Consider the following 26,272-nt stretch of genomic DNA (forward strand, 5'->3'; position numbering starts at 1 on the left):
GCTTCCGCTTCGGTGCCATACCAGCGCTGGGATACAGCGGCCGAGAACGCCGCTGCGACTCCTTCGCGCTCGTCCTTTTCCAAGCTATCCAGAAGCTGGGCAAGCTCTGTTAGCTGGGCGCTCTCCGGCATTAATTCGGATTCAGAAGCCTCTGGTGCACCCTGTGCTCCCAGTGATTCCAGCGATTCCGAATCCCAAATCCATTGCAGCTTCCCTGCCTGAAATGCTGTGAAGCTGGGCACGTAGGCTTTCGTCTCAATGCAATGGGCTAGTAGAGGAATGGAGCGCAGCCAAGGGGCATGGGCCTCGTCCCAGATCCATTCGATATGCCCCAGCAGCTCGCCCCCTGCCAGAAAAGGAATCACTTGCTCCGAGGGAAGGACGATAATATCAGTGCCCTGAACGTGTTGCACCTCCAGCTCGGTTCCATAAAACGAAGCTTCATGCCAGGCAAACAAGCGCTGCTTTAACATTTGGCCGGAAATGCTATAGTTCATGGAGGAATCGCCGTAGATCAGAGCGTCTCCATAGGCAGTCAATCGGATGTGTACCGTGATCGTTTCGGTATATTGGCTCATGATAACAATTTCCCTTTCCGCAATTCCTCCTGTAGCGCCCGAAGGCGGCTGTGGCGGCTGGTGAAGTTGGTGAAAAACAGCTCCCAGCGCGGCTCTTGCTTCATTTTCTTGTATAGCTTGAACAGCCGTTTCAATAGCTTGACCGCCGCTTTATAGCCGACTCTGTTTTTTTCCAGCACATATCGTTCCACCGCTTGATGGTAGAAGGGGAGCAGCAGCTCCGGTGCGTTCTTTTCAATGGGCTGCAAGACACTCACGCGAAAACTCAACGGCTCGCTGCGTATACTTAGCTGATAGTCGATCCATTGCCGCCATTTTTCATGGGCAAGCAGTGCTTCTTCATACATTCCCCCGGCAAAAGGAAGCATGCTGACCAGCGTATCCCACATGTCCTGTTCGGCTTCTGGAAGGTGCTGCAATACCAGATTCCAATCATGCATATAATCTTGCAAATGATCGTCCCGATGACTGTGAAGTAACGGACCGATATGCCGTAGTCCATCCTTGAGACGCGTCCAGTCTTCGGCTTCACGTAGCGAGTGTAAAAATAAAAGCAACTGATTCGAAGAGATTTTCAATGGAAAAGCCTGTTCTGCCTCTTGGAGTAGCGTCCAGGCTTTATCGTCCTGTGACTGGTACATGTACATCCAGCTTTGGGCCAGCATCCAGGGAAGTCGGGCCAATGCTGGGCCCAGCTCTTCTTCTGCTGCCTGTAAATGCTGTAATTCCTCTGCATATATGCCGGGAGTTGGCCGTTCGGACCGCATCCAGCGCAGCCAAAACCAATAATACGCGTCTGAAAAATAAGTGCCATTACGCGATTCTGTCAGCATTTTGCGGCGCAGATAGGCCAAGGTCTCTGCCATACGGGCTTCTTGCTTTGGCTCGCCCGATAGTGCAAGCGGGCTCTCAAAATCACGCTCGATCGCTTCTTTAAGCTCATCTGCGGCAATTTGCGTGTAATATCCCATGTAGGAATGAGTGGGGTAGCCCGGCATCGGGGACTGAGGCACCAGCTTTTCCAGCACACGCAGATGGGCGTGCAGTCCATATAACTGTTGCATGCCGGGTGAAAGCGGCGGCTTCACAGCATAGATCGAGGCTAGGGCGCTTTGGACAAATTGGGAATTTTGAGTATTCACAGGGTTGAGGCCGATGCACTGATCGAACAGATTATGCCATTCTGAAATGGGCATGTCCGGTATTCGGCTGGCTGTTTTACTGAGTGAGTTCCTGGCTGCTTCCTTGTGATCCAGTGACAGGCTTGACCGGGAAGGAGACGGGGGGCGTATGTCAGCTTTTGCAGCCAACCGAGTAAAGCCCGCTGAATGAGCGTTCACCAACGCAGGTACGGAGCGTTCCTGCTCATTTGCGTAATTCAGCAGTACAGCGATCATATGCTTGCAGTTGGTGTGAACCGGACATGTACATCTGCTGGCGGCAAAAGCGTTCAAGTGAAGATCTACCTCGTAGAGCTCGCTTCCATCCACCACAGCCGCAATATGCTCGCCATCAGGCATGGCGAATTCCTTTACCCTTCCTTGCTTAAAATATTGAAAGCCTCGTTTGATCGTTACATCATTAAAATGGTCAGCGACGTTTTGGATAAGCTGCTGCCATTGTATATCATCCATAAGATAGGTTGGTTTCATATGCATTAGTCTCCTAAGAGAGAAATAGTCGTTTCGATGTTAGCTTAGATGGTAGCTTAACTCTTCTATTATATCAGTTCACGCACGGAAATTGAGGCGAAGGGAGCAGATGAAAAGTTTTCATGCGGGTTAACATGCCTTCTTCTCAAGCGTACGGTAAGGGGGCCAATGAGCAGGATATGTACGGAGTCGTGAAGCCGCTGTCGGAGGAATTTATCATTATCGGCATTCGTGGAGATATCCCTATGGGCGAAGGATTTCAATATTATGAGTTGAAAAGCCTAGGTCATCCGCTGCGTGAGCAGTTTGACTGGGCTATTGAACGGCTTCAGGCGTTCGTACAATACGCTACAGACCAATATCCGGTTGATCCTGACAAACGGTATTTCCTTGGTTTCAGTCAGGGAGCGATTTTGTCCATGTCACTTGCGCTTACGCTGGGTAATAAGTTGAAAGGAATTGTGGCACTGAACGGCTATGTGCCTGATTTTGTGAAGACAGAATATGCGCTGAAAAGCACAGAGGATGTATCCGTATTTATTTCTCACGGCGAATATGATTCCGTATTTCCGGTGAGCATCGGACATGAGACGGCAGCGTATTTCCAGACCCGGACACTTCAATGTACATTCAAAACATACCCGACCGACCATGGTGTTTCCCCTGATAACCAGCGGGATGTACTCCAATGGCTGCGTGAGGATGCGGGAATCTCGTATTGATGGCAGTATATACGTATAGTAAAGTAAAAAGCCCCTTACGTTGCAGCGTAAGAAGGCTTGAGTCAACAGCAAGGTTGGGGAGCAATCCCCTTCCTGCACCCTATCATCTTATGCTTATCTTACCCTCTTCATTCTCCGTTGTAAATTACATTTTACAAATTCGAGTCACTATAAAGGAGGCATCAGTATGCAAACTGTTACCCTTATCATCGCTGTGGTCGGTCTGGTTATATCACTGGCTGCTCTATCACAAGCAATCAAGAATAGGAGGTAATCGCTTTGGCAAGGAATGCGCTATCCTTTAGATTCCCGGAAGAGTTCGCTACGATGCTGCGTACCTGGTCATTTGTTACCGAAAAAGATCAAAGAACCATTCTACAAGAAGCTTTCACAGAATATGCGAATAATCAACCGGACACCAAAGAGAAGGTCCTTCAAGTCATAAAAACGTTAAAATGACCTGTCACAGAGACAGGTCATTTTTTTTTATATTCGTCTCCCTTTTTTATCCTCGGAAAAAATGCTCCTCCAGCATACTCAAAGAAAGCTCAGCGGTGGAGGCCACCACGATATCCGCACCCTGCATTTGTGAAGGTGTTCCTACACCAACCGCAAACATCCCGGCACCCTTGATCGCCTGAATTCCCGCCTGTGCGTCCTCTATGCCGACACAGTCTGCAGGCTGAACGCCCAGATTGGCAGCTCCGGTCAGGAAAATTTCCGGGTCCGGCTTGCCTTGCCGAATGGCGGTGACATCCACAACACTGTCAAAATAGTGCGTCAGCTCCAGCCGATCCAGGATAAACGCTGCATTTTTGCTGGCAGAGGCCAGCGCTATGCCGATCCCGGCGTCATGAAGCTCTGTCAGAAGCGATTTAATGCCCGGCAGTACGTCCGAGGGCGTTACAGCCGATATGAGCCGCTGGTACTCGGCGTTTTTTCGTGCGGCCAGCTCTTGCTTGTCTTCGTCTGTATACGCCTCGGACAGATTGCCGCGGGCCAGTATTTTATTGAGCGATTCCGTACGGCTGATCCCTTTTAGCTGCTCATTAAATTCCCGGTCAAAAGGAATACCCAGCGCCGCCGCCAAGCTTCCCCATGCCTGGAAATGATATTCGGCGGTATCTGTAATGACTCCGTCCAGGTCAAAAATCACTGCCTTCATTTGGTTTCCCCCTGTCTCCTGGTTTATGAAACATTGCTTGCCATTAACGGTTGTCCATTGGTGATGTGTGTCGGCTGTCCATACAGATCCAGTGTCAGGGGTTCTCCGTCCAACAGTGTAATGACGACTTCATTTTCCTGTACGAGAATACTTAGCAAGCGACCGCGATAATTGATTTTAAACGTATATTTGCTCCAGCCCTGCGGCAGGAAAGGGGACAAGCTCAGTGTTTCACGATACGTTCTCATACCGGCAAAGCCCTGCACGATCGCCAGCCAGCTTCCTGTCATGGACGTGATGTGAAGTCCATCTTCGGTATCGTTATTATAGTTATCGAGGTCCAGACGTGCCGTCCGTTTATACATCTCGACTGCTTTTTCCTCCATTTTGAGCTCGGCGGCCAGCACGGCATGAATGGATGGAGACAGACTGGATTCATGAACGGTCATCGGCTCATAAAATGCAAAATTGCGTGCTTTTTCCTCCAGTGTGAACTGATCGCCGAAGAAGTACAGTCCCTGCAGCACATCGGCCTGCTTGATGAAGCAGGAACGCAGGATTTTATCCCATGACCATTTCTGATTGAGTGGCAGGTTGTTGGGATCAAGGGACGATACAGGCTGCAAATCCTTATCCATAAAGGTATCGTGCTGTACGAAGACTCCCCGCTCCTCATCATAGGGATAATACATACGGTTGATGATATCCTGCCAATGCTCAAGCTCATCTTCTGCAACAGCCAACTGCTGCAGCTTCTCTGCCGAAATCTGAGGCAAGACGGATAGCGTATATTTCAGAACCCATGCAGCCAGTGTATTGGTGTACCAGTTGTTGTTCACGTTATTTTCATATTCGTTCGGCCCGGTAACCCCGTGGATCATATACTGCTGATGGCGCTTGGAGAAATGAACCCGATCGGCCCAGAAACGGCTGATTTCGACCAGTACATCTATGCCATATTGGTGTAGGTAGGACGAGTCACCCGTATAGTTGGTGTAATTATAAATGGCATAGGCAATGGCCCCGTTACGGTGAATTTCCTCGAAGGTAATCTCCCATTCGTTATGGCATTCCACGCCCGTAAAGGTGACCATGGGATACAATGCTCCCCGAAGTCCTTGCTGAGCCGCGTTATGCTTGGCGCCATCCAGTTGATGATAGCGGTACAGCAGCAGATTTCGGGTCACATCCGGGTCGGCAAGCGCCAGGTACATAGGTACGGCGTATGCTTCCGTGTCCCAATAGGTGGCACCGCCATATTTTTCACCCGTAAAGCCTTTGGGTCCGATATTCAGGCGTGAATCTTCACCGTAGTACGTAGAGAATAGCTGGAAAATGTTGAAGCGTATCCCCTGCTGAGCCTCCGCATCTCCCTCGATTTCGACATCTGCTTTATCCCAGCGTCTGTCCCAGGCTGCGATATGCTCTTGCTTGAGTGATGCGTAGCCTTTGTTTACCGCTTCCACGGCGATGCGCTCAGCCTGTGGGATCAGTGCATCCTTTTCCATATCTCGCGAGGTGGTGACGGCCACAATCTTTTGCAATTGGATGCTGTCACCGGGAGCGACGCTATATTGATAGTGCCGTGCAGCATACAAAAAGCCTTCCTCCGTCGTCTGCTGCTCCTGTCCCTCGGTCACAATGCCCATGGTAGCGTTTACGGTAAAGCGGGGAACACCAAAAGGATTATCTATCGTCGTTGTGGAAAGGCTCATGAATTGCTCTTGAACCTCACGCGCCTCCTCCAGCCAGAAAATCTCATCGTAGTTGCTGTCCTCATTTTTCATATTGCCGTCCAGATAGGGGACAAGCTCAATCTTGAGAGGCTGTTCGCTTATATTCGTTACCTGGTAATCAATCAGGCATAGCTCGCGAGTGGTAATGCTTAGAAAACGCTCTGTAGTGATACGAACCTGACCGTTCACGGTGCAGGCCCGCCGCAGAATACCCTGCTTCATGTCCAGCTCCTGCACAAAATCACTGACGTCCGCAGTAAATAAATCCACCTCCTGCTGGTTCACGATCAGACCGATGCCGATCAAGTTCATCGCATTGATGACCTTGCCAAAATATTCAGGATAGCCGTTTTTCCACCATCCGACCTTTGTCTTGTCGGGAAACCAGACACCGGAAATATAAGTCCCCTGATGATGATCGCCTGAATAGGCCTCTTCAAAATTCCCGCGCATTCCCATATATCCGTTGCCCATGGACGTGATGCTTTCCTGTAATCGCATGTGTGTGGTATGTAGTGTGCGGGTTGTCAGCTTCCAGTTATCTACGTCGAATAATCGGTTATACACCATGATTGCGTACCCCTCTCGGAAAATGAGATCGTTGCTGTAACGAAACCAATATATGAGCGAGTTCAGTATATAGTGCAACCGTTTGCCCTGTCAACGCAAAAAAACTGATTCTATGGATGTCCATAAAATCAGTTTGGGCTCATTCCTCAGGGGATGGCAGTGCTTGGCAGGATTTGCGTTCTACGATTTGGTGGGGAACGATGATGTGTTTGGTCAATTCCTTGGGGTCTTCGATTTTCTCAATCAGGTTTTTGGCAGCCTGATAACCAAGCGTGAAGATGTCGATATCCACTGAAGTAAGCGAGGGGCTCATCAGCTCGGCCAGCATCAAATTATTAAAGCTCACCATGGATAGCTGCTCCGGCATGGACACACCGAGCTGAGAAAGCATTTTCTGTACTGCCATGGCTATCAGGTCGTCGTTAACGATCATGGCGGTCGGCGGCGGGGAAACCTGCAATAACATCCGCATATCCTCCAGATCAAAGGGCTCCCTGACCACATATTCGTCCGGTAGAGGCAAGCTGGCCTCTCTTAGCGCATCCTGATAGCCTCGGTGTCTTTCGATATTCACGATGCGTTCATGATCTCCGCCCACATAAGCGATGTGCTGATGATTCAGCCCGGTCAAATAAGAGACCACATCCTTGGCGGCCTGGTAATTATCGTTGTCTACATGGGTGGTTTCGCTGACAAATTGCTGAGGCTTGCCGATGACGGTATAAGGTATTTTTTCTTTGTGCAGATACTCCACAACGCTATCTTCTTGCTTGGAATACAGGACAATGTAGCCGTCAACGCGTCCTGTCCGCGTCATCAGCTTTACGCGGGATAGCAGCTCATCGCTTGTTTTTCCAGTGATAATCGACAGTGTATAGTTGTGCTCATTTACCCATTCGCTGATACCGCGAAGGCTCTCCGGGAAGAACGGATTTTGAAAGATCGCCACATCCGATTCAGGCATGATAATGCCAATCGACTGTGTGACACGGTTGGCCAGGCTTTGGGCTGAATAATTGGGTTCATACCCAAGCGCTTTCATTTCCTTGCGGACACGTGCCTTGGTGGCCTCGCTGATTTTCGGGCTGTCTTGAATGACACGGGATACGGTGGAAGTAGCAACATTGGCACGCTTTGCGACATCTTTGATGGTTACTGCCATCGTCTTCGTCTCCTTTTGCTATCTCAAGCAGGAAATATTATGTTCTATCATACGATATTGCTTGAAAATCAACAAATTCGCGGCTTTTTCCGAGCGACATATCGTCATTAGCGGAGATATTCAGGAATTAGGGTATTGCCAATAGAAAGCGATATCATTATAATAATCGTGCAACCGATTGCATTGTATTTATAGGGTACGAACAACGCTGTACATACTATAAGGGATGGAGATTGAAGGAGCATGAAAAAACTTCTATCATTTGATTTTTGGCAAAAGCTTGGGAAAGCACTGCTTGTAGTTGTCGCTGTCATGCCAGCAGCCGGGATTATGATTTCGCTGGGTAAAGTCGTAGCGATGTTGGCTGGCGATATCCATTTCTGGTTGACCGTCGGCGGAGTTATGGAGAATTTGGGTTGGGGCATTATTAATAATTTGCACATTCTGTTTGCTGTGGCGATTGGCGGCTCCTGGGCTAAGGAACGGGCAGGCGGGGCTTTTGCTGCCTTGATTGCTTTTATCCTCATCAATGTTTCAACAGGGACGATTTTAGGCGTGTCCTCCAAGATGCTGACACAGGAGGGAGCAACCACCCAAACCCTCTTTGGTGCAACCATTCCGGTCAACGGCTATTTCACCTCTATTTTGGGCGCACCTGCACTGAATATGGGGGTGTTTGTCGGCATCATTTCCGGATTCGTCGGGGCCGTGGTCTATAACAAATACTACAATTACCGCAAGCTGCCGGATGCTTTGGCCTTTTTTAACGGCAAGCGCTTCGTTCCGTTTGTTGTCATCTTCTGGTCTGTTATTGTCAGTGTGATCATGTCTGCCTTTTGGCCGTTTATCCAGGGAGGGATTAACTCGTTTGGCGTTTGGCTCGCGACCTCGGGTGAGTCCGCTCCTTTTGTAGCTCCATTTGTCTATGGTACACTGGAAAGACTGTTGATCCCTTTTGGACTTCATCATATGCTGACCGTTCCCATTAACTATACTCAACTTGGTGGCGTTTACACGACACTCACGGGTTCCGGGGCGGGAAGCGTCGTGGCCGGGCAAGACCCGTTATGGCTGGCATGGGCGAGTGACCTGAGTGTGCTTCACGGCACCGATCCGGCAGCCTACAATCAATTGCTGGAAGGCGTGACGCCTGCCCGCTTTAAGGTAGGGCAGATGATCGGCGGAGCGGGAATTCTTATGGGACTGGCGGTGGCTATGTATCGCCGTGTAGACAAAGATAAGCGCGGCAAGTACAAGTCGATGATTTTTTCAGCAGCCGCAGCCGTCTTTTTGACCGGGGTGACAGAGCCGCTGGAATTCATGTTTATGTTTGTGGCACCTTTGCTGTATGTGGTTTATGCTATTCTTACCGGAATTGCGTTCGGAATGGCCGATATTATACATTTGCGTTTACATTCGTTTGGTATGATTGAATTGCTGACCCGATTGCCGTTGTCTATCAAAGCAGGCTTGGTACAGGACATTATCAACTTCGTGCTGACTTGTATTGTGTTTGCGGTAGCAACCTACTTTATCGCTTATTTCATGATTGGCAAATTCCAAATGGCAACGCCGGGACGACTGGGGAACTATACGGATGAGGAGTCTCAGGAGGCTTCCAACGCGGGAAGCACAGCGACAGATGGTGTGGCGGCTGTTTCCACGCAGAATCAACTGGCTGCTGATATTATCAAGACTCTTGGGGGAGAGCAGAACATTGTCGAAGTGGATGCCTGCATGACCCGTCTGCGTGTGACGGTGAAAGATACGGATGCCGTCGGAGACGAAAAGACGTGGAAAGCGCTGGGTGCCCTGGGCTTGATTAAAGTAGACAATGGGGTTCAGGCGGTTTACGGACCGAAGGCCGATGTGCTTAAATCAGATATACAAGACATACTCAACAGGTGATTCGTTTTGAAATTGTTAACCTTAAATACACATGCTTGGATGGAAGAAAACCAGCTCGAAAAGCTAAAGCAGCTGGCTGCTTTTATTGATGAACAGCAGTTTGATGTCATTGCCTTGCAGGAAGTGAATCAGTCCATAGAAGAAGCGCCTTTGTCACTGGACGATTTGGGCTCTTACTATAGTGCTGATCCTGAAATCGTCATTAAGCGTGATAACTATGCCTATGTGCTGAACGGGTTATTGTCCAATGCCTATCATTGGACGTGGGCTCCCGCACATGTTGGTTTTGTCAAATACGACGAGGGTTTGGCGATTTTGTCCAGAACACCGATTACAGATACGGTGAACGAATATGTTTCCTCGCTTCGCGATTATGACAACTACCGCTCGCGTAAAATTGTGGGGGTTCAGACTGTGGTGGACGGCGTGCAGTCCTGGTTTGTCAGTGGACACTATAACTGGTGGAATGATGAGGAATCCTTCCGTGGACTCTGGGATCGTACTACGGAAATATTGAACCCTTTGGCGCCGGCTCCTGTTTTCATGATGGGGGATTTTAATAATGCTGCCGAAGTGCGTGGAGAAGGATATGACTATGCACTGCAATCCGGTTGGTCGGATACTTATTCGAACGCAGCCGTGCGTGATGAAGGGCATACCGTCATCAAAGCCATTGCAGGCTGGGAAAGCAACGCGGAGCCACTGCGGATTGACTATATTTTCTCCAATAAGGCCCTGCAGGTTCAATCTTCAACTGTTGTGTTGAATGGGAAGGCGGGAGCGGTTGTATCCGATCATTTCGGGGTTGCTGTGGAAGTGAAGCTGTGAACCATAGGTAATGGAACAGGCCGCCTGCTTATGCAAGTGGCCTGTTTCTTGAGGTTTGCGATTTTAATCGAATGAAATATTGGATCACAATCGCAATAAACACCAAAATCATATTGTAATAAAAGGGGGCGTTTATGTTAAAACGTTCAAGGAGCACACCTGCGACGAGCGGAGAAACAATGGCCCCTAATTCAGAGAAAGAGGCAACATTGCCGATAAACAGGCTCCTATGTTCCTCGGGAATGACGTCTCCTAGCTGTGAGTAAAATGAATCCAGATAACTGGCTCCGCCAATGCCTCCTATGAACATCCCCAAGTATACAATCCACTGCTCCGTGAACCAAAGAAATAAAACGATTTCCAGCATGATGAATAACAGACCGATCATACAGAGGATTAAGCGATCTTTGAGTATGTCAGATATTTTGCCGATCAAGGGTGCCGATACAAAGGTTGATATGCCGATGATTGTAAAAGCTAGGCTGATTTCTGCTGGACTCCAGTGTAGCTTGTAGGTTGCATATATGGAAAAGTACGTTAAAAAGATAGCGAATGCACTCATTTCAAGGAAATGAACGGTGGAATAGAGCAGTAACTGTTTCGTTAGCATGGTTTTTCTTTTGGATTCCTGAGGAAGCGAATGCTGTTGTTGAGGCTGTGTGGGGGAATTGAAGAAAGCCATTCTTGAAACAGCTACGAAGGATATACAAGAAAAAAGAGCAACGATATAAAACGGAACCGCTAGAGAAAAATAAGAAACGATCACTCCACTCATAAGGGGACCCAAAATCATACCCGCACCTTCACTGCTGCTGATATATCCATTAAGCGTTCCTCTATTTTCCATGGTGCTGATGTGGTTGATCGTGACTCTTACAAAGACAGTTAATCCTATAGCCACCAAGCCTTGAAGAAGTCTAAGAATGGATAAAATGATAAAGCTTTCTGCAACCGGGAACAGAAGCATACAAACGATTTCAGCGATGAGCAAGCTCAACCCCAGGCGTTTTGCGCCAATCTTTTCATAAATCCGTCCTGCCAGGCCTCCACCCACAAATCTTCCTACATAAAACAGAGAAAATAAAATACTCATACGGAATGCGGATATCCCGAATTGTTCTACATAAATAGCAAAGAGTGGAAGGATCATACTCCCACTCATGTTAGCAATAAGGCTGATAACGATCATGCAGGCGATATTACGATTTAAATATAAGTGTCTTTTCATATTCTCGAAACCTCTCTTTGATCTTGCATCATGGGAACCGTTTTACGGCTTGCTCCTGATAACGCATGAATGGCTTCAAATCGAGCTAGGATGAATATGAAATAAGCAGGGCACAGGGAAAAACGGGTTCCCACTTAAGATACGCGGGTGTATACCCCACTGTGCCTAAATTCCAATGCTTTTAGGGAGGGATGGAGCAGTTGGTTGGGTGTATAACAAGGGTAGGGTGCAGCCTTTAAGCGGGATATCTGCCGCCAGGTGGCGGCCAAGCCCCATAAATCCGGCGCAGTAGTACGATTTCGCCCAAATGGTAGGAGTTGTGGGAAGCGATATTCCGCAGCAGTCCCGCTTTCGTCTCACCGGGGAAATGAGCCAGTGAATCATCCAGCTGCGCGGTTTCAGCAATCTGTACCGCTCGATCTACGCCCTGTAAAAATGCTTGAATGACAGCCTGCCATGCCTCTTCGCTTTGCGGTCCTGTTTCTTCAGGCCAGCTTTCCATGACATTGCCCGGAAGCTGAGGCTTCCGTCCTTCCAAATGTTCCAGCATAAATTGCTGCCAGTAGATCATGTGCTTCAATAGCTGATAAATGCTGTAGGGCATTTCTGCATTTTTCTTCCCTGCCAGTTCGACATCAATGTCTGGTAATGCCCGGGCCACTCGAATATGTCCGCGTTCACCGACCAGCGATTTAACCAGTGTTTGACCGAATAATTGGTTTGCATCTGACATGTATCATCATCCCTTCTATAGAGAGCCGTAGCTAATGAATTCTCATTTAACGATTATACAATTTAATATTCAAAAATAAAACAGTCCCAAACCTAAAATCAGCGGCTGACGTTGAGGAAAAGGAGAGTGGAAGAACGTAGGGATTATGGAGAAACAAAGTGCAAAACTTTTTAATATTGATATATTTACAGGTTATGGTATGTGTGCTATGTTTACTATGGAAGCGACACCATGAGTTGACATATTACGAGATTATTTATCATATTTTACACAGAAAGGAAAGATGAGAATGAAAAATTTGCTCAAAAAGGCAAGCGTATTTATGCTGGCGTTTACTCTGCTGCTTGGATTGATAACAACAGCGCCCGTTCATGCAGACGACACCGCACTTTTCACGATTGAAGGCGAAGATGCCCAGCTCACCTCTGATCTTCAAGTGGCGACTGAAATTTACGGACAACCCAAGCCTGGATTCTCCGGGAGTGGATTTGTCTGGATGCAGAATTCCGGCACAATAACCTTCACAGTGACTGTCCCGGAAACCGGCATGTATGCGATCTCCACTCGGTATATGCAGGAGTTGAGTCCTGACGGCAGGCTTCAATATTTAACCGTTAACGGCGCTACCAAGGGTTCGTATATGCTGCCTTACACGACCACGTGGTCGAATTTCGATTTTGGCTTCCATAAGCTGAAACAAGGAAGCAACACCATCCAACTGAAGTCCGGTTGGGGATTCGCTTATTTTGACACCTTCACTGTGGATTATGCCGATCTTGATCCCTTGGATGTGCAGCCTGTCCTCACCGATTCTAAAGCCACTCCGGAAACTCAACGTTTGATGAATTATTTAACGGAGGTTTACGGCAACCATATGATCTCCGGTCAGCAGGAGATTTACGGAGGCGGCAATGACGGCAATTCTGAGTTGGAGTTTGATTGGATTCACAATTTAACCGGAAAGTATCCGGCAATCCGCGGCTTCGATTTGATGAACTATAATCCGTTGTACGGTTGGGAGGACGGCACAACCGATCGGATGATCAATTGGGTAAATAACCGGGGCGGGATCGCGACAGCTTCCTGGCATATTAATGTGCCCCGAAATTTCACCGCCTATCAGCTCGGGGAGCCTGTGGATTGGAAGAATGCCACCTACAAGCCGACGGAAACCAATTTTAATACAGCCAATGCGGTGGTTCCCGGTACCAAAGAATATCAATACGTGAAGATGACTATTAAAGATTTGGCAAAACAGCTGCAAATTCTGCAAGATAACAATGTGCCGGTTATTTTCCGTCCCTATCATGAGGCGGAGGGCAACGGCGGGTTGAAAGGGGAAGGCGCGTGGTTCTGGTGGGCTTCGGCAGGCGCGGATGTGTACAAACAGCTGTGGGATCAGATCTATACCGAACTTACAGAGACGTACGGCTTGCACAACTTGATCTGGACCTACAACAGCTACGTGTATAGCACTTCTCCCGCATGGTATCCCGGCGACGATCAGGTAGATATTGTCGGCTATGATAAATACAATACGGTCTACAACCGCTATGACGGTTTGTCCGGCGTACCCAATGAGGATGCCATTACTTCGATTTTCTATCAGCTTGTTGATTTAACTGGCGGCAAGAAAATGGTGGCCATGACGGAGAACGACACCGTCCCAAGCGTACAGAATCTGACAGAGGAAAAATCGGGATGGCTCTACTTCTTGCCCTGGTATGGCGAGCATCTCATGAGTTCCGCCTTTAATTATCCGGCCACCCTGAAAACGATTTATCAAAGTGATTATGTAATCACGTTGGATGAGCTACCCGATTTAAAGGTTGACGATAAAACCCCAAGAGCGTCCATCACACCTACAAGCGTCGAATTTGACACATATGCGCCCAATCAAAGCGATAAAGCCATAACCGTGAATTTTAACGACAATACGTTAACCGCTCTCCGAGCAGGCGACAAAGCATTGACCGTGGCTCAGGATTATACCTTGAACGGGAATACGCTGCTGCTAAAAAAAGAATTCCTGGCTGGGCTGCCAGTTGGCGAGCATTCGATCGTCTTTGATTTTAATCAAGGAAAAGATTCCGTATTAAAAGTCAAAATTGTCGATTCAACACCGAGCGCTGCGATTTCGCCCGTGAATGCGACATTTGATAAAGCGGCGAATCTAGGGCAGGATCTTTCCGCATCTCTTACCTTAAACGGACACCAGCTTGCAAGCATAACGAATGGAAATTATACGCTTGCAGCGGGCCAGGATTATACGGAATCAGGCGCTGATGTCGTTCTGAGCAAATCCTATCTTGCTACGCTGCCGCTGGGCCAGAATGCGATAACCTTTCATTTCAACGGAGGAAATAACGCTGTTCTTACAGTAAATGTTGTGGACAGCAGTGTTCCTGTACCCGCGGGAGACTTGACGATCCAAGCCTTCAACGGCAACACGAGTGCCTCCACCAATGGAATTTCACCCAGATTCAAATTAGTCAACAACGGTGATTCAGCGATTCAGCTTAGTGATGTAAAACTCCGGTATTACTACACGATTGACGGGGAAAAGGCACAGAGTTTCTGGTGCGACTGGTCCAGTATCGGGAGTGCGAATGTAACCAGCAAATTCGTTAAACTGGCGACTCCGGTTGCCGGAGCCGATTATTATCTGGAAATTGGCTTTACGAGTTCGGCTGGAACGCTTAATCCCGGCCAGAGCGCAGAAGTTCAAGCGCGGTTCTCCAAAACCGACTGGTCCAATTACAACCAGGCTGACGATTACTCGTTTAAGGCATCCAGCAATCAGTTCGCAGACAACGAACAGGTTACCGGATATATGAACGGTCAGCTTGTATGGGGGATTGAGCTGTAAGGAGGTAAGAAATACGGGTTGGACGGGGGTTATCCCCTGCTCCAACCCACATTCAATCCAAATGCCAGCTTTGTAGCACTCACGATTACGTGTGGAGTAGTGGCGGCGGATAGAAATGAGGATTAAAAAACAGTTGATAATTATTCTCAATTGAACTAAAATAAAATTGTTTCAAAGGAAACGAAATATCATGGTTTGATATGTTTTTGTATATATACGGAAATGTTAAAGGGGAGCTTTTCGTATGTATATTGTTTCCTATGAAACAAACATGGGTTATAATGAAAGGAGGAGTACGCCAAAGGAGTGACCATCTGTTTGTATGGAAAAAGCCACGTCAATTCAGCATATCTGTGATTTGCTAATTAAAATGAATCACCAGTTGGAGCAGCATCAGCAGAGAGAGAGCATGTCTTTTCTTGAAGAAATCCATGAGCATTTTGAGGGGATTGCCGGGCTTAATCTCACTGATGTCCACGTGATTGACTGCATCGGGAGACATGAGCCGATTAATGTTACGACATTAGCGGAACGGATTGAGCTTAGCAAAGGTACGGTTTCGAAAGTCAGCACCAAGCTGCTCAAAGAAGGCTGGATTCGCAGAACCCAGCTTAACGACAATAAAAAAGAAATTTATTTCCGCCTGACCCCATTGGGGAAAAAGCTCTTTGTCGTGCATGAACGGCTGCATGCCAAGGTGCAGCGTCAGTTATTTGAATTTTTAAGTCGTTACAGCTCGGAGGAATTGGCTGTCTTGAAACGTCTGCTGTCCGATGGCATTGGTTTTTTGGAAGCTGTGGAGCGGCAGGACAAGAGTCTGGAATCAAAGGACATGTAATAAAACGAATTGCACCTGTTTAATCCTGTGTGATAGACACATGTGGGGGATACAGGTGCTTTTCTTTTAGTGTAACAGTCTTTTTGCTTCCGTATAGAGCACTTGCACAAACTTTTTTGTGTTAATTCGCGCTTGGGATAGAGAAGGCTCTACATTATTTTGCAGCTCCAGCATTTTTTTGCGAATTTCCGTAAAATCAAAAAATTTGGACGCATAATTTTCGAATTTGGGATGGGTATAATCGGTTAATCCAAGCGATACAATATGGCTTAGCGTCTGGAAAATAGCGCGGCGGACACGCTGCTCCGACGCCTTGATTTCCTTGCTTAGCTCTGCCGCAGAGGCCGAGGCTCCCAATCGTCTCAACGCCACATTAGCGAATATATCCTTCAGCGGCGGGAGCAGATGAGGTGATAGATTGCCTGTTTCCTCCTCATACTGGTCCAGATATTCCAGCATGTCCAGCAAATCCATACTTCCCGCCTCACCGATCATTCCCATTTCGGAAAGCAGAAACTGTCCGGAGGTCACAATATTTCGGGTCGGTTCCAGCGTTGCTGATGGGCCATTCGAGGTGAACATCGACAACCCTTGCAGTGTGCGCTGGATATCTGTAATCGACTGCTGCATTCGCAGACGTTCGGCCACCTTATGGATCACTGCAATAATCTCCAGTCGGTTCAAGGGCTTGGCGACATAGTATTCAATACCGAGCGAGTAGGCCTCGCCGATCATGTTCTTGGATTCAATCCGAGAGATCATAATGATTTTTCCACTGAATTGATCACCGAGCGCGCGCACCGTCTGAATGCCGTCACGAAGCGGCATCAGCAGGTCAATCAATAATACATCAATCCGGTTCAGCTCCAGCAGGCCGCTGTTCACATAGGAGCCGTCCTCTGCTTCCCCAACGACCTCTCCCAGACCTTCGTCTTCAATAATGTCTGCCAACATAGAACGAATCCCTTGATCGTCATCCACAATATAAAAACGCATCGGACTATCTTCCTTTCTCCGTCAGTTTCCGTAAAGGCAATATGACTCTAAAAGTAGTCTGTGCCCTACCTGCATTCTCTTCTTCATTCTGTAGCAGTTCAATCGTTCCTTCAAGGCTCTCCGCAACCTCCCGCACATAAAACAATCCCATGCCGGTCGAAGGCTGTCCTTTCTCATCATACTTGGTCGTGTACCCCGGTGTGAAGACCATTTTCTGTTTGCGCTGAGGAATACCTGGGCCATTATCGGTGACACTAAAGGATACTACATCCTCTGTTCCCGGCTGAAAGCGAATGGAAACGTCAATCCTTCCGCTGTCTTTCATCGCCTCAACTGAATTGGATGTCAGGTTATTAATCAGTGTCAGAACTGTATAAACATGCAGCTTGGGCAACAAAGGATCGAAATTCAGGGTGAAACGGATAAACTTGTTCAGCGATTGGGCATATTTGCTGTTCGTTCGGATGATCAGCTCGCCGAGCTCTTGCGAAGCCATGTAATGGACATCACTTTCGGAATCAATGAGCTTGGACAAACCGGCAAAAATCCGCTGGCTGTCCTTTTTTATCTCATGGACTTGTCCGGAAATACGAAGTGCCTGTCTGGCGTAATGATCTTTGTCCTTCAGAGATTCCTCCTGCTGCAGCTCACGGTACAGCTCGTAGCTTTCACGGGTGATTTGCTCTGCGTGCGACAGGGTTTTGCCTAGCTGGACGGACTCCTCGTACAGGTCTGATACCAGGAGTAAAATCCGCTCAGTCTGCTGTCTTTGCGCCTCTTCATGCTGGATGGACTGGTTTAGGCGAATCATATTATAGAATCCAAGCACGAAGAAGCTGCGAATCATGGCGATGAGAACCACCTTGCTGATTTTGATGATGTCCCAGAAATCGCCGTCAATGCTTCGTCGGACGCTAAGTTCCGCTACGCTTGCGGCAACCTCTATCCCCACAGACAGGATGCCCACGCGGAGCGCGCGGTAAGGCTCGGTATTAATGCCTAGAAGCTGGAAGAGCAAACCGTAAGCCATGTAATAGAAAAAGGTAGGCCCATGCAATGTCATCAACTCTTCAAAGGAAGACCCGGGATAAAGGTACTGATTAAGCAAGATGCGAAAGGCGACTACAGCTATTCCTGTAAGCACTCCCGATAATGCAGGTGGAATATGACGAATCGATAATAGAAAGAAAAAAAATACAGGTGTACCGAAGCTGAGACGAAATGTATTAGAAAACGGGTGAATATTCAGCTCACCTGCCAATGGTACAAATATAAGCATCAGCAGGAAAAGGAGTGTATTCATTTTCATCCATATTCACCTCCGTGTATTTATTTCAGAAAGGCAATGTAAGATAAATTCACAGGCACCTCGTTAAAGCTTGTGAATTTATAGAAAAAAATAAATAAATGTGTAGATAATTGTCGGTTTTTATAGTTCAGATTGTAGTATAAATAACATCATTTGAATATTAAGAGCAACATAATGCAAAAATATACAGCCAGGGGGGTACAAAGTGAAAAAGATAAATTTGACGATGCAAATCTTTATTGGACTGGCTTTAGGTATTTTTGTTGGCGCTTTATTTTACGGCAATCCAGGGGTGGAAGTCTACTTAAAGCCAATCGGCGATATTTTCATCCGTCTGATCAAAATGATTGTCGTGCCCATTGTAATTTCAACGCTCATTATCGGTGTAGCCGGCGTCGGGGATATGAAAAAGCTGGGCAAGCTCGGCGGCAAGTCTATTCTGTACTTTGAAATTGTGACGACCATTGCGATCCTTTTCGGATTGCTCGTTGCGAATCTGGTTCGTCCCGGGGAAGGCGTGGACATGTCCCACCTGGCCAAGAGTGATATCCATAAATACGTGGAGACGGCGGAAACTACAGGTCACAGCTTCATAGATACAATTGTCAATATTGTTCCTACTAATATAGTTCAAGCGCTGGGCGCAGGGGATATGCTGGCTATTATCTTCTTCTCCGTCTTGTTCGGACTAGGAGTAGCGGCGGTTGGCAACAAGGGCAAGCCTGTGCTGAATTTCTTCGAGGGCGTAGCCGATGCCATGTTCTGGGTGACCAATCAGGTTATGCGCTTGGCTCCATTCGGTGTATTCGCACTGATTGGAACGACAGTAGCCAAGTTTGGGCTGGCTTCATTGTGGCCGTTATTGAAGCTTGTTTTGTCGGTGTATGGGGCCATGCTGCTGTTCATTGTGATTGTTTTTGGAATTATCGCCAAGCTCTGCGGTACTCGTCTCTGGACCATGGTCAAAATTTTGAAAAGTGAGCTGTTGCTTGCCTACTCAACGGCCAGTTCGGAAAGCGTTCTGCCCAAGATCATGGAGAAGATGGAGAGGTTCGGATGTCCGAAAGGGATTACTTCCTTTGTCATTCCAATAGGATATTCCTTTAATCTGGACGGCTCCACCTTGTATCAGGCGCTGGCTGCGATATTTATCGCCCAGATGTATGGTATTAACCTGCCGATCACTACACAGATCACGCTGGTGCTGGTGCTGATTGTTTCCTCCAAAGGTATCGCAGGCGTACCGGGTGCGTCCTTTGTCGTTTTGCTCGCTACACTGGGAGCAGTGAACCTTCCGCTGGAAGGCTTGGCCTTTATCGCTGGTATTGACCGTATTCTTGATATGGCGCGTACGGTAGTCAATGTATTAGGCAACTCGCTTGCAGCTGTGGTCATGTCCAAATGGGAAGGCGAGTATGATAAGAAAAAAGGTGAGGAATACGCCGCTTCCTTAAATAACAGTCAATGAACTGAATGATTAACGATAAAGAACACCCTTGCGAAGAATGCAAGGGTGTTCTTTTCGTTCCCTCTTTTGTAAATTTCATGATTTTTCCGACATATTTCGATGTTTTATGTATGAATATTTAGGCATAGGGGGTTGAAAAATGGTTCTTTTTACCTAATTAAATTAAAGTTTAATTTATAACGATTATTGATTAAATTCCGATATTAAACTATACCGTTTTATATATTGGCCTAGAAGGGAAGATCATATATGTTTCTCAAGAAAAATGAGACCCACTCACTTGCTCCTTTAGTAGAAGGAAGCCGCAAACTATTGCAAAGAATACAGCGGAAGGATTATTCTGCCGCAATACAAGTTGCCTCAGCATCTTCTGAGGTTCAAGAAATCGCAAACAATGTCAACCAAGTGCTTGAGTCCATCAAAAATGATGCCAGGCATATCGACATTCGTTTGAAGCTTGTTACCAAGGCCATAGAAGTCGGCTTATGGGATATGGAAGTCATTGCGGGTGATCCTGTCAATCCAAGTAATACATTCACATGGACAGATGAATTCCGTACTATGCTGGGGTATCAGGACGAAACGGATTTCCCCAATGTATTGGACAGCTGGGCATCCCGATTGCACCCTGAGGATCATGAATGGGTAGTGGCAGCTTTGTCAGATCATTTGCTGGATCATACGGGGAAGACTCCTTACGACATTCAGTATCGCTTGAAGCTGAAGCATGGAGAATATCGCTGGTTCCGGGCTACAGGAACGACGATTCGCGATCAGCAGGGAGTACCGCTTCGTATTGCGGGTGCTTTGCTGGATGTACATGACCAGAAGATCAAGTCTGAGGAATTGGAAGCATTAGTTACCAGATATGACCTTGTTAACCGCGTATTAATCGAAGCTCCATACGACATCATCCTGGTTGACGGAGATGTAGAGCATCCAAAAAGTGAATTTTGGTGGTCACCGCAATTTCGCAATACGCTGGGTTTTAGTGATGAGCAAGACTTTCCGAGTGCGCTTAGCAGCTGGAGTTCCCGCTTGCATCCAGATGACGTTGAAATAGCGCTTAAAGCGTTGAACGACCATTTGAATGATTATTCAGACCGCACCCCCTATGAAGTAACCTGCCGTTTGCAGAATAAGAATGGTGAATACCGCTGGTATTATAATAGTGGGGGAAGCATACGTGACAGCAAGGGAGTGCCAATTCGCATGGCAGGTACTATCCGTGATGTAACGTTGGAAAAACAAAAACAGTCCGTTGCGGACGAGCTCACGCTCAAAATACAACATCTCTCCGATTCCATTGCTGAAATGGTGAACGGCGTCAATTCAGTTAGCAATCAGGCGCAGGAACTGGCTACGGCTCAAGAGCAATCGACAGAGGCAGCGAATCAAGCCAAAGTTAGCGCAGAAGAGACGCAGAACATCTCCAATTTCATTAAAGAGATTGCCAATCAAACGAATCTGCTCGGTCTAAACGCTGCAATTGAGGCTTCGCGTGCGGGTGATCAGGGACGCGGCTTTGCCGTGGTTGCAGATGAAGTGAGAAAGCTTGCCATTCACAGTGCTGACGCGACCGGAAATATCGAGACCAGTTTGGACGAAATGAAGACGCTCATCGAGCAGATTTTGCATAACATCAGCAACATGTCTACACTAACACAGACACAGGCCGCGCTAACGCAGCAGGTGAATGCAGCTACGGACGAAATTAACAGCATGTCCAAAGCATTGCTTGATTTTGCGAGAACGATGTAAGTTTTTGTGCAGGAACAAGGCCGGGCTTTAGGCTCGGTCTCTTTACTGTTTTTGGAAGATCCATTATACTTTTTGAGGATAAATCTGAAAGCTGCCTCCTAATAAGCTTGTGTGGAAAAGAGGAATATACTTGAACCTGATCAGTTCAATATTGGTTGGAATTGTGGCTGTGGAGCACGTGTATATTTTAATATTGGAAATGTTTTTATGGACGACTCCGCGGGCGATGCGTACGTTCGGCACCTCGAAGGAGCTGGCGGAAGCAACCAAATCTCTGGCGGCAAATCAGGGATTGTATAACGGTTTTTTGGCAGCTGGATTGGTGTGGGGCTTGTGCTACCCGGACGCTGTGATTGGCTGGCAAATTCAGCTGTTCTTTGTCATTTGCGTGGTGGTGGCTGCGGTGTATGGTGCACTGACGTCCAATAAGTCTATTTTATTGAAGCAAGGATTGCCCGCTATTCTGGCATTAATCAGTTTGCTGGTCTTCTAAAAGAAACAGACACTCTTGAAGACACCCTTAACGGGTGTTTTTTTGCTGGATTCGATCACATAATGTCTGTACTGCTAATGACAAGGGCATTATGCAGTTTTTGATTGATTGTAAATCCGATTATTCCGATATATAATAACTTTTATTACATACTTAGAGAATACGGGGGGCTAGAGCGATGCGTCGTAATTTGACTGGTGTATTGGTATTCATTGTATTGATGTTGGTAGTAAGTGCATGCTCCGGCGGGAATTCGGGGTCTTCGTCTGCAAAGAATGGAAATGCGTCCGGCACAGCTGCCACGACAGCGGATAATGGACAGCCCAAGGATGGCGGCAGCCTGATTATTGGCGTGCAATCCGATCCGGTGGTGTTGAATCCGAACTATGCGGGGGACCGGGTAAGTCTGACGATAGATCAGGCTATATTCGCACCTTTGTTTCAGGTGAACAATGGCAAGAAGACATTTTATTTGGCAGATAGCCTGACTCCTTCGGCTGACAAGCTGACTTACACGCTGAAGCTGAAAAAAAATCTGACTTGGCATGATGGCGAGAAGCTGACAGCCGACGATGTCGTTTTCACCATTAACAAAATTTTAGACGAGAAGCAGCACAGCTTCTTGAGAAGTAATTTTATAATTAATGGCAAGCCGGTGCAGGTGAGCAAGATTGACGATACAACGGTGGAGTTCAAGCTTCCACAAGCAGCTCCTGCTTTTGAAGCGACACTTGTACAGGTATCCCCGATTCCGAAGCACATTTTTGAGAACGAAGCGGATATTGAGAAAAGCACGAAAAACAACACTCCGGTTGGATCGGGGCCTTTCAAATTCAAGGAGTACAAAACCGGCGAGTACATTACACTGGAACGGTTCGATAACTATTTTGGCGGCAAGCCTCATCTCGATTCTGTAACGTATCGGATTGTAAAAGATTCCAATGCAGCGAGCTTGGCGCTCCAGAATGGTGAAATCAATGTAAATTATGTCGATCCGCAAAATGTGGATACGATTAAAGCTACGGATAAGTTTGACATTTATCCTTACAGCGAAGGCCGCTTGGCTTACCTGATGTTCAATGAAAACAGCGACACCAAGCAGCTGAATAAAAAAGAAGTACGTCAGGCGCTGTCTTATGCGCTGAATCAGGATGAATTGATCCAGGTATCGTATGGCTCCAAAGATTATGCAGATACTGCAAAGTCCGCTTTGACACAGGATGTGCTGTATCACACGAATGACGTTCCATTTTTCAATAATGATGTGAACAAGGCGAAAGAGCTGCTGAAATCGGCTGGAGCCGAAGGGCTGAAGCTGCGCATTATCATTCCGGGCGGCAACAAGGTACAGGAAGCACAAGCGCTGTATATCCAGCAGAAATTCAAGGATATTGGCGTTCAGTTGGATGTGAACAGCATGGATTCCTCGGCATGGTCGCAAAAATTCGTCGATACGAATGCCAAGGACTTTGATCTGGCGATCAGCGGCTATATCATGGGCTATGACCCGGATGCGTACCGTATCTTGTACAGCACCGGATCTTCCTCCAACTATTCGCACTATTCCAACAAGGAAGTGGATAAGCTGCTGGAAGAGGGCGCAGGGGAGTCGGATACGACCAAACGCGGCGAAATTTACAAAAAGGTACAAGAAATTTTGGCTGATGATGCAGTCATCTATCCGATAGCTTACACCAAAACGATTGTGGCGTTCGACAAGCAGTATGGCGGTATTGAGCAGGCTGTGCTGAAGCCGGTCGTGATTTTCGAGGATTTGTCCAAAATTTATCACAAATAAGACAGGGTTTTCAAAAATAAGCTGGGAGAACCAGCTTATTTTTTTCGAAAACAGCAAGGGAAGGGGAATGTATGAGACAGCTCATCGCCAGAAGATTGCTGCAAGTTATACCGATGCTATTCTTCATATCCATCATCTGCTTTGGCTTGATCAAGCTGGCTCCAGGCGATCCGGTTCTCTCTTTTGTTACACCGAATATGCACCTGGAAGATATAGAACGAATGAGGCATAGCCTGGGGCTGGATCAGCCTGCATATGTACAGTACATGTTATGGCTTAAAAAAAGCCTGACGGGTGACCTCGGTTATTCGCTAATCAATCACCAGCCTGTGCTGGATCAGATTCTGGATCGTCTCCCGGCTACCGCCGGATTGATGGGGGCATCCATTATATTGGCGGTTCTGATTGCCATTCCACTTGGCTTGCTGGCCGCGGCCAATCGGAACCGTTGGATTGACAAGCTGATTAATCTGATGTCATACATCGGAATTTCTGTACCGCTTTTTTGGCTCGGTATTTTACTGATTTATTTGTTTGCTATTTATCTGCATTGGCTTCCAAGTACAGGGATGCGGACCATTGGAACAGACTCTGTGCTGGATGTACTCAAGCATGGTATTCTACCGTGTTTTGTATTGGCCTTCAGCTTTTTATCCGTATATGTGAGGTATATTCGTTCCAGTACGATTACGCAGCTTAAGGAAGAATATGTACAAATTCAATATGCGTTCGGGTCTGGCAAACGGCTGGTTTTGTTTCGGCATGTGCTCAAGCACGTGCTGCTGCCTATTATTACACTGCTCGGTATGTCGGCTGCAGACCTGGTTGCAGGGGCCATCGTAACCGAAACGGTCTTTTCCTGGCCGGGGATTGGCTCGCTGGGCATGACGGCGGTGAAGGGGATGGATTATCCTGTCATTATGGGGATTACTTTATTTTCCGCGCTGTTCCTGATCCTGGGCAATCTCCTTGCGGATATCCTGTACAGCATCGCGGACCCGAGAATTAAATCAACGAGGTGAACTCATGAATCGGAGCAAATGGCGCAACATCGGGATCGAGCTGCTGACGAGCAAAATGGGCGCCGTCGCCCTCATTATATTGATCGTATTCTCACTGGGTGCGATTTTCGCGTTTTTATCGCCGCAGGACCCGAATAAGCTGAACGTGCTGGAGCGTCTCCAACCGCCTGGAGCGGCACACTGGTTTGGAACGGACGATTACGGACGGGATTATTTTACAAGAGCGCTATACGGCGGTCGTGTATCTTTGCTGGTGGGCTTCGCGTCCATGGTTATTGCGACCAGCATCGGCGCAGCGGTAGGTGTGGTGAGCGGCTATTTTGGCGGGTGGATCGACAATCTGCTCATGCGGATTTTGGAGCTGCTCATGTCGATTCCGTCTTTCCTGGTTATATTGCTGCTTAGTGTGTTTTTGAAGCCGGGGGTTGGCAATATCATTGTCATTATCGCCCTGCTCATGTGGATGAATATCGCCCGGGTGGTACGAGCAGAAACGATGACGCTGCGGGAAAGGGAGTATGTGCTATACGCCAAAGCTTCGGGACAAAGTACGTTTGGCATTATTCTCAAGCACATCGTTCCCAACCTGGTTCCAGTGATTATCGTAGGGGCGACGAACAATATTGCTTCAGCGATTATGATGGAATCATCACTGAGCTTCCTCGGCTTTGGTGTTCAGCTGCCGAACGCTACGTGGGGCAGTATGCTGAATAATGCCCAAGGATATATTGCTCAGGCTCCATACATGGCGCTATTTCCAGGTCTATTTATTTTGCTGACTGTGCTGAGCTTTAATGTACTGGGTGATGTGCTGCGTGTGGGCTTTGAACCCAAGCTGGTAAAACGATGATTCATATTTATATATATCTATAGTCCATAATATAGGCCCATTACAAATGGCTCCAGGAGCGACAGGAAGGAGCGACAACACAATGACAGAACATCTGCTGTCCGTCGAACAGTTGGAGGTCTCGTTTTTCACTCGTGAGGGGGAGAACCAGGCGGTTCGCGGGGTTAGCTTTCATATTGATGCTGGAGAAACAGTAGGGATCGTAGGAGAATCCGGGAGCGGCAAAAGCGTCACAGCGAAAGCCATCATGTCGATGATTGCCCCGCCGGGCAAGCGGCTGAATGGCGATATCCTTTACCGGGGAGAAAGCTTGACAGCTTTGACGGAAAAGCAATGGCGCAAAATACGCGGAAACCAAATCGCAATGGTGTTTCAGGACCCGATGACCTCGTTAAACCCGGTGAAGAAGGTCGGCTATCACCTGATCGAGGTGATTCGCAGACACCGGGGTCTGAGCAAGGAAGCGGCTGCAAAAGCCGCAGTGGAGCTGCTGCGACAGGTGGGGATTACCGAGCCGGAGCGGCGGATGAACCAATACCCGCATCAATTCAGCGGAGGGATGCGCCAGCGGGTGATGATCGCGATG

At 47.6% G+C, this 26,272-nt stretch carries 21 protein-coding genes and 1 pseudogene; 13 read left to right on the forward strand and 9 right to left on the reverse strand.

Features of this window, described 5'->3' with window-relative positions; all coding sequences use genetic code 11:
- Nucleotides 1-578, reverse strand: a pseudogene (locus tag WG8_RS27635) (ATP-dependent helicase); the annotation flags it as partial.
- Complete coding sequence (locus WG8_RS01205; RefSeq protein ID WP_007428230.1) at nt 575-2,230, reverse strand: SWIM zinc finger family protein; 1,656 nt, start codon at nt 2,228-2,230, stop codon at nt 575-577. The pseudogene WG8_RS27635 and the gene WG8_RS01205, both read right to left, overlap by 4 nt.
- 134 nt (nt 2,231-2,364) lie before the next feature.
- Here WG8_RS01205 and WG8_RS01210 point away from each other — a divergent pair, with 134 nt between their 5' ends.
- Together WG8_RS01210 and WG8_RS01215 are read left to right on the forward strand one after the other, a co-directional pair.
- Nucleotides 2,365-2,952 (forward strand): alpha/beta hydrolase, encoded by a 588-nt coding sequence (locus WG8_RS01210; RefSeq protein WP_232289029.1) that lies wholly within the window; start codon nt 2,365-2,367, stop codon nt 2,950-2,952.
- 279 nt (nt 2,953-3,231) lie between these two features.
- Nucleotides 3,232-3,411, forward strand: coding sequence for a hypothetical protein (locus WG8_RS01215; protein ID WP_007428232.1), 180 nt, complete (start codon nt 3,232-3,234; stop codon nt 3,409-3,411).
- Nucleotides 3,412-3,457: 46 nt separating this feature from the next.
- On the opposite strand, the gene pgmB is transcribed toward WG8_RS01215, so the two are convergent.
- The 3 genes from pgmB to WG8_RS01230 all read right to left on the reverse strand — a co-directional run bounded on the left by pgmB (nt 3,458) and on the right by WG8_RS01230 (nt 7,585).
- Nucleotides 3,458-4,117 carry a beta-phosphoglucomutase gene (gene pgmB, locus WG8_RS01220; RefSeq protein WP_007428233.1) on the reverse strand — a complete coding sequence of 220 codons (660 nt, stop codon included), beginning with the start codon at nt 4,115-4,117 and terminating at the stop codon, nt 3,458-3,460.
- A 23-nt stretch (nt 4,118-4,140) separates the two neighbouring features.
- The gene (locus WG8_RS01225) at nt 4,141-6,423 is read right to left on the reverse strand and encodes a glycoside hydrolase family 65 protein (RefSeq protein WP_007428234.1); all 2,283 of its coding nucleotides are present in this window, start codon (nt 6,421-6,423) and stop codon (nt 4,141-4,143) included.
- A 139-nt stretch (nt 6,424-6,562) separates the two neighbouring features.
- Nucleotides 6,563-7,585 carry a LacI family DNA-binding transcriptional regulator gene (locus WG8_RS01230; protein WP_007428235.1) on the reverse strand — a complete coding sequence of 341 codons (1,023 nt, stop codon included), beginning with the start codon at nt 7,583-7,585 and terminating at the stop codon, nt 6,563-6,565.
- A gap of 243 nt (nt 7,586-7,828) precedes the next feature.
- Here WG8_RS01230 and WG8_RS01235 point away from each other — a divergent pair, with 243 nt between their 5' ends.
- The gene (locus WG8_RS01235; RefSeq protein ID WP_007428236.1) at nt 7,829-9,493 is read left to right on the forward strand and encodes a PTS transporter subunit IIBC; all 1,665 of its coding nucleotides are present in this window, start codon (nt 7,829-7,831) and stop codon (nt 9,491-9,493) included.
- Nucleotides 9,494-9,499: 6 nt separating this feature from the next.
- Nucleotides 9,500-10,321: an endonuclease/exonuclease/phosphatase family protein gene (locus WG8_RS01240; RefSeq protein ID WP_043890667.1), complete on the forward strand. Its 822-nt coding sequence runs from the start codon at nt 9,500-9,502 to the stop codon at nt 10,319-10,321.
- A gap of 28 nt (nt 10,322-10,349) precedes the next feature.
- On the opposite strand, the gene WG8_RS01245 is transcribed toward WG8_RS01240, so the two are convergent.
- Together WG8_RS01245 and WG8_RS01250 are read right to left on the reverse strand one after the other, a co-directional pair.
- Nucleotides 10,350-11,549: an MFS transporter gene (locus WG8_RS01245; protein ID WP_043890668.1), complete on the reverse strand. Its 1,200-nt coding sequence runs from the start codon at nt 11,547-11,549 to the stop codon at nt 10,350-10,352.
- Nucleotides 11,550-11,784: 235 nt separating this feature from the next.
- On the reverse strand, nt 11,785-12,282 hold the full coding sequence (locus tag WG8_RS01250) for a DinB family protein (RefSeq protein ID WP_007428239.1): 498 nt from the start codon (nt 12,280-12,282) through the stop codon (nt 11,785-11,787).
- Between the two features lie 289 nt (nt 12,283-12,571).
- Between WG8_RS01250 and WG8_RS01255 the strand changes: the two genes are divergently transcribed.
- A complete protein-coding gene (locus WG8_RS01255; RefSeq protein WP_007428240.1) occupies nt 12,572-15,151 on the forward strand; it encodes a glycosyl hydrolase in 2,580 nt (859 codons plus the stop codon).
- Nucleotides 15,152-15,473: 322 nt separating this feature from the next.
- A complete protein-coding gene (locus WG8_RS01260) occupies nt 15,474-15,989 on the forward strand; it encodes a MarR family transcriptional regulator (RefSeq protein ID WP_007428242.1) in 516 nt (171 codons plus the stop codon).
- 66 nt (nt 15,990-16,055) lie between these two features.
- Here WG8_RS01260 and WG8_RS01265 read toward each other — a convergent pair whose 3' ends face one another.
- Together WG8_RS01265 and WG8_RS01270 are read right to left on the reverse strand one after the other, a co-directional pair.
- On the reverse strand, nt 16,056-16,985 hold the full coding sequence (locus tag WG8_RS01265; protein ID WP_007428243.1) for a response regulator: 930 nt from the start codon (nt 16,983-16,985) through the stop codon (nt 16,056-16,058).
- Between the two features lie 4 nt (nt 16,986-16,989).
- Nucleotides 16,990-18,294, reverse strand: a complete 1,305-nt coding sequence (locus tag WG8_RS01270; protein WP_007428244.1) for a sensor histidine kinase — start codon at nt 18,292-18,294, stop codon at nt 16,990-16,992.
- Between the two features lie 205 nt (nt 18,295-18,499).
- On the opposite strand from WG8_RS01270, the gene WG8_RS01275 reads away from it, so the two are divergent.
- The 7 genes from WG8_RS01275 to WG8_RS27640 form a co-directional block, all read left to right on the forward strand.
- Nucleotides 18,500-19,762: a cation:dicarboxylate symporter family transporter gene (locus tag WG8_RS01275; RefSeq protein WP_007428245.1), complete on the forward strand. Its 1,263-nt coding sequence runs from the start codon at nt 18,500-18,502 to the stop codon at nt 19,760-19,762.
- 249 nt (nt 19,763-20,011) lie between these two features.
- Nucleotides 20,012-21,523: a methyl-accepting chemotaxis protein gene (locus WG8_RS01280; RefSeq protein ID WP_007428246.1), complete on the forward strand. Its 1,512-nt coding sequence runs from the start codon at nt 20,012-20,014 to the stop codon at nt 21,521-21,523.
- A 130-nt stretch (nt 21,524-21,653) separates the two neighbouring features.
- Nucleotides 21,654-22,016 carry a DUF1304 domain-containing protein gene (locus tag WG8_RS01285; protein ID WP_007428247.1) on the forward strand — a complete coding sequence of 121 codons (363 nt, stop codon included), beginning with the start codon at nt 21,654-21,656 and terminating at the stop codon, nt 22,014-22,016.
- A gap of 178 nt (nt 22,017-22,194) precedes the next feature.
- Nucleotides 22,195-23,814, forward strand: a complete 1,620-nt coding sequence (locus tag WG8_RS01290; RefSeq protein ID WP_007428248.1) for an ABC transporter substrate-binding protein — start codon at nt 22,195-22,197, stop codon at nt 23,812-23,814.
- A gap of 71 nt (nt 23,815-23,885) precedes the next feature.
- Entirely contained in the window at nt 23,886-24,836 is a 951-nt protein-coding gene (locus WG8_RS01295) for an ABC transporter permease (protein WP_007428249.1), read from the forward strand.
- A 4-nt stretch (nt 24,837-24,840) separates the two neighbouring features.
- Nucleotides 24,841-25,686: an ABC transporter permease gene (locus tag WG8_RS01300; protein WP_007428250.1), complete on the forward strand. Its 846-nt coding sequence runs from the start codon at nt 24,841-24,843 to the stop codon at nt 25,684-25,686.
- Between the two features lie 82 nt (nt 25,687-25,768).
- Nucleotides 25,769-26,272 (forward strand): ATP-binding cassette domain-containing protein (locus WG8_RS27640; RefSeq protein ID WP_007428251.1); only part of this gene is annotated, 504 nt, incomplete at its 3' end.

This window comes from Paenibacillus sp. Aloe-11, from assembly GCF_000245715.1.
GTDB lineage: Bacteria > Bacillota > Bacilli > Paenibacillales > Paenibacillaceae > Paenibacillus > Paenibacillus kribbensis.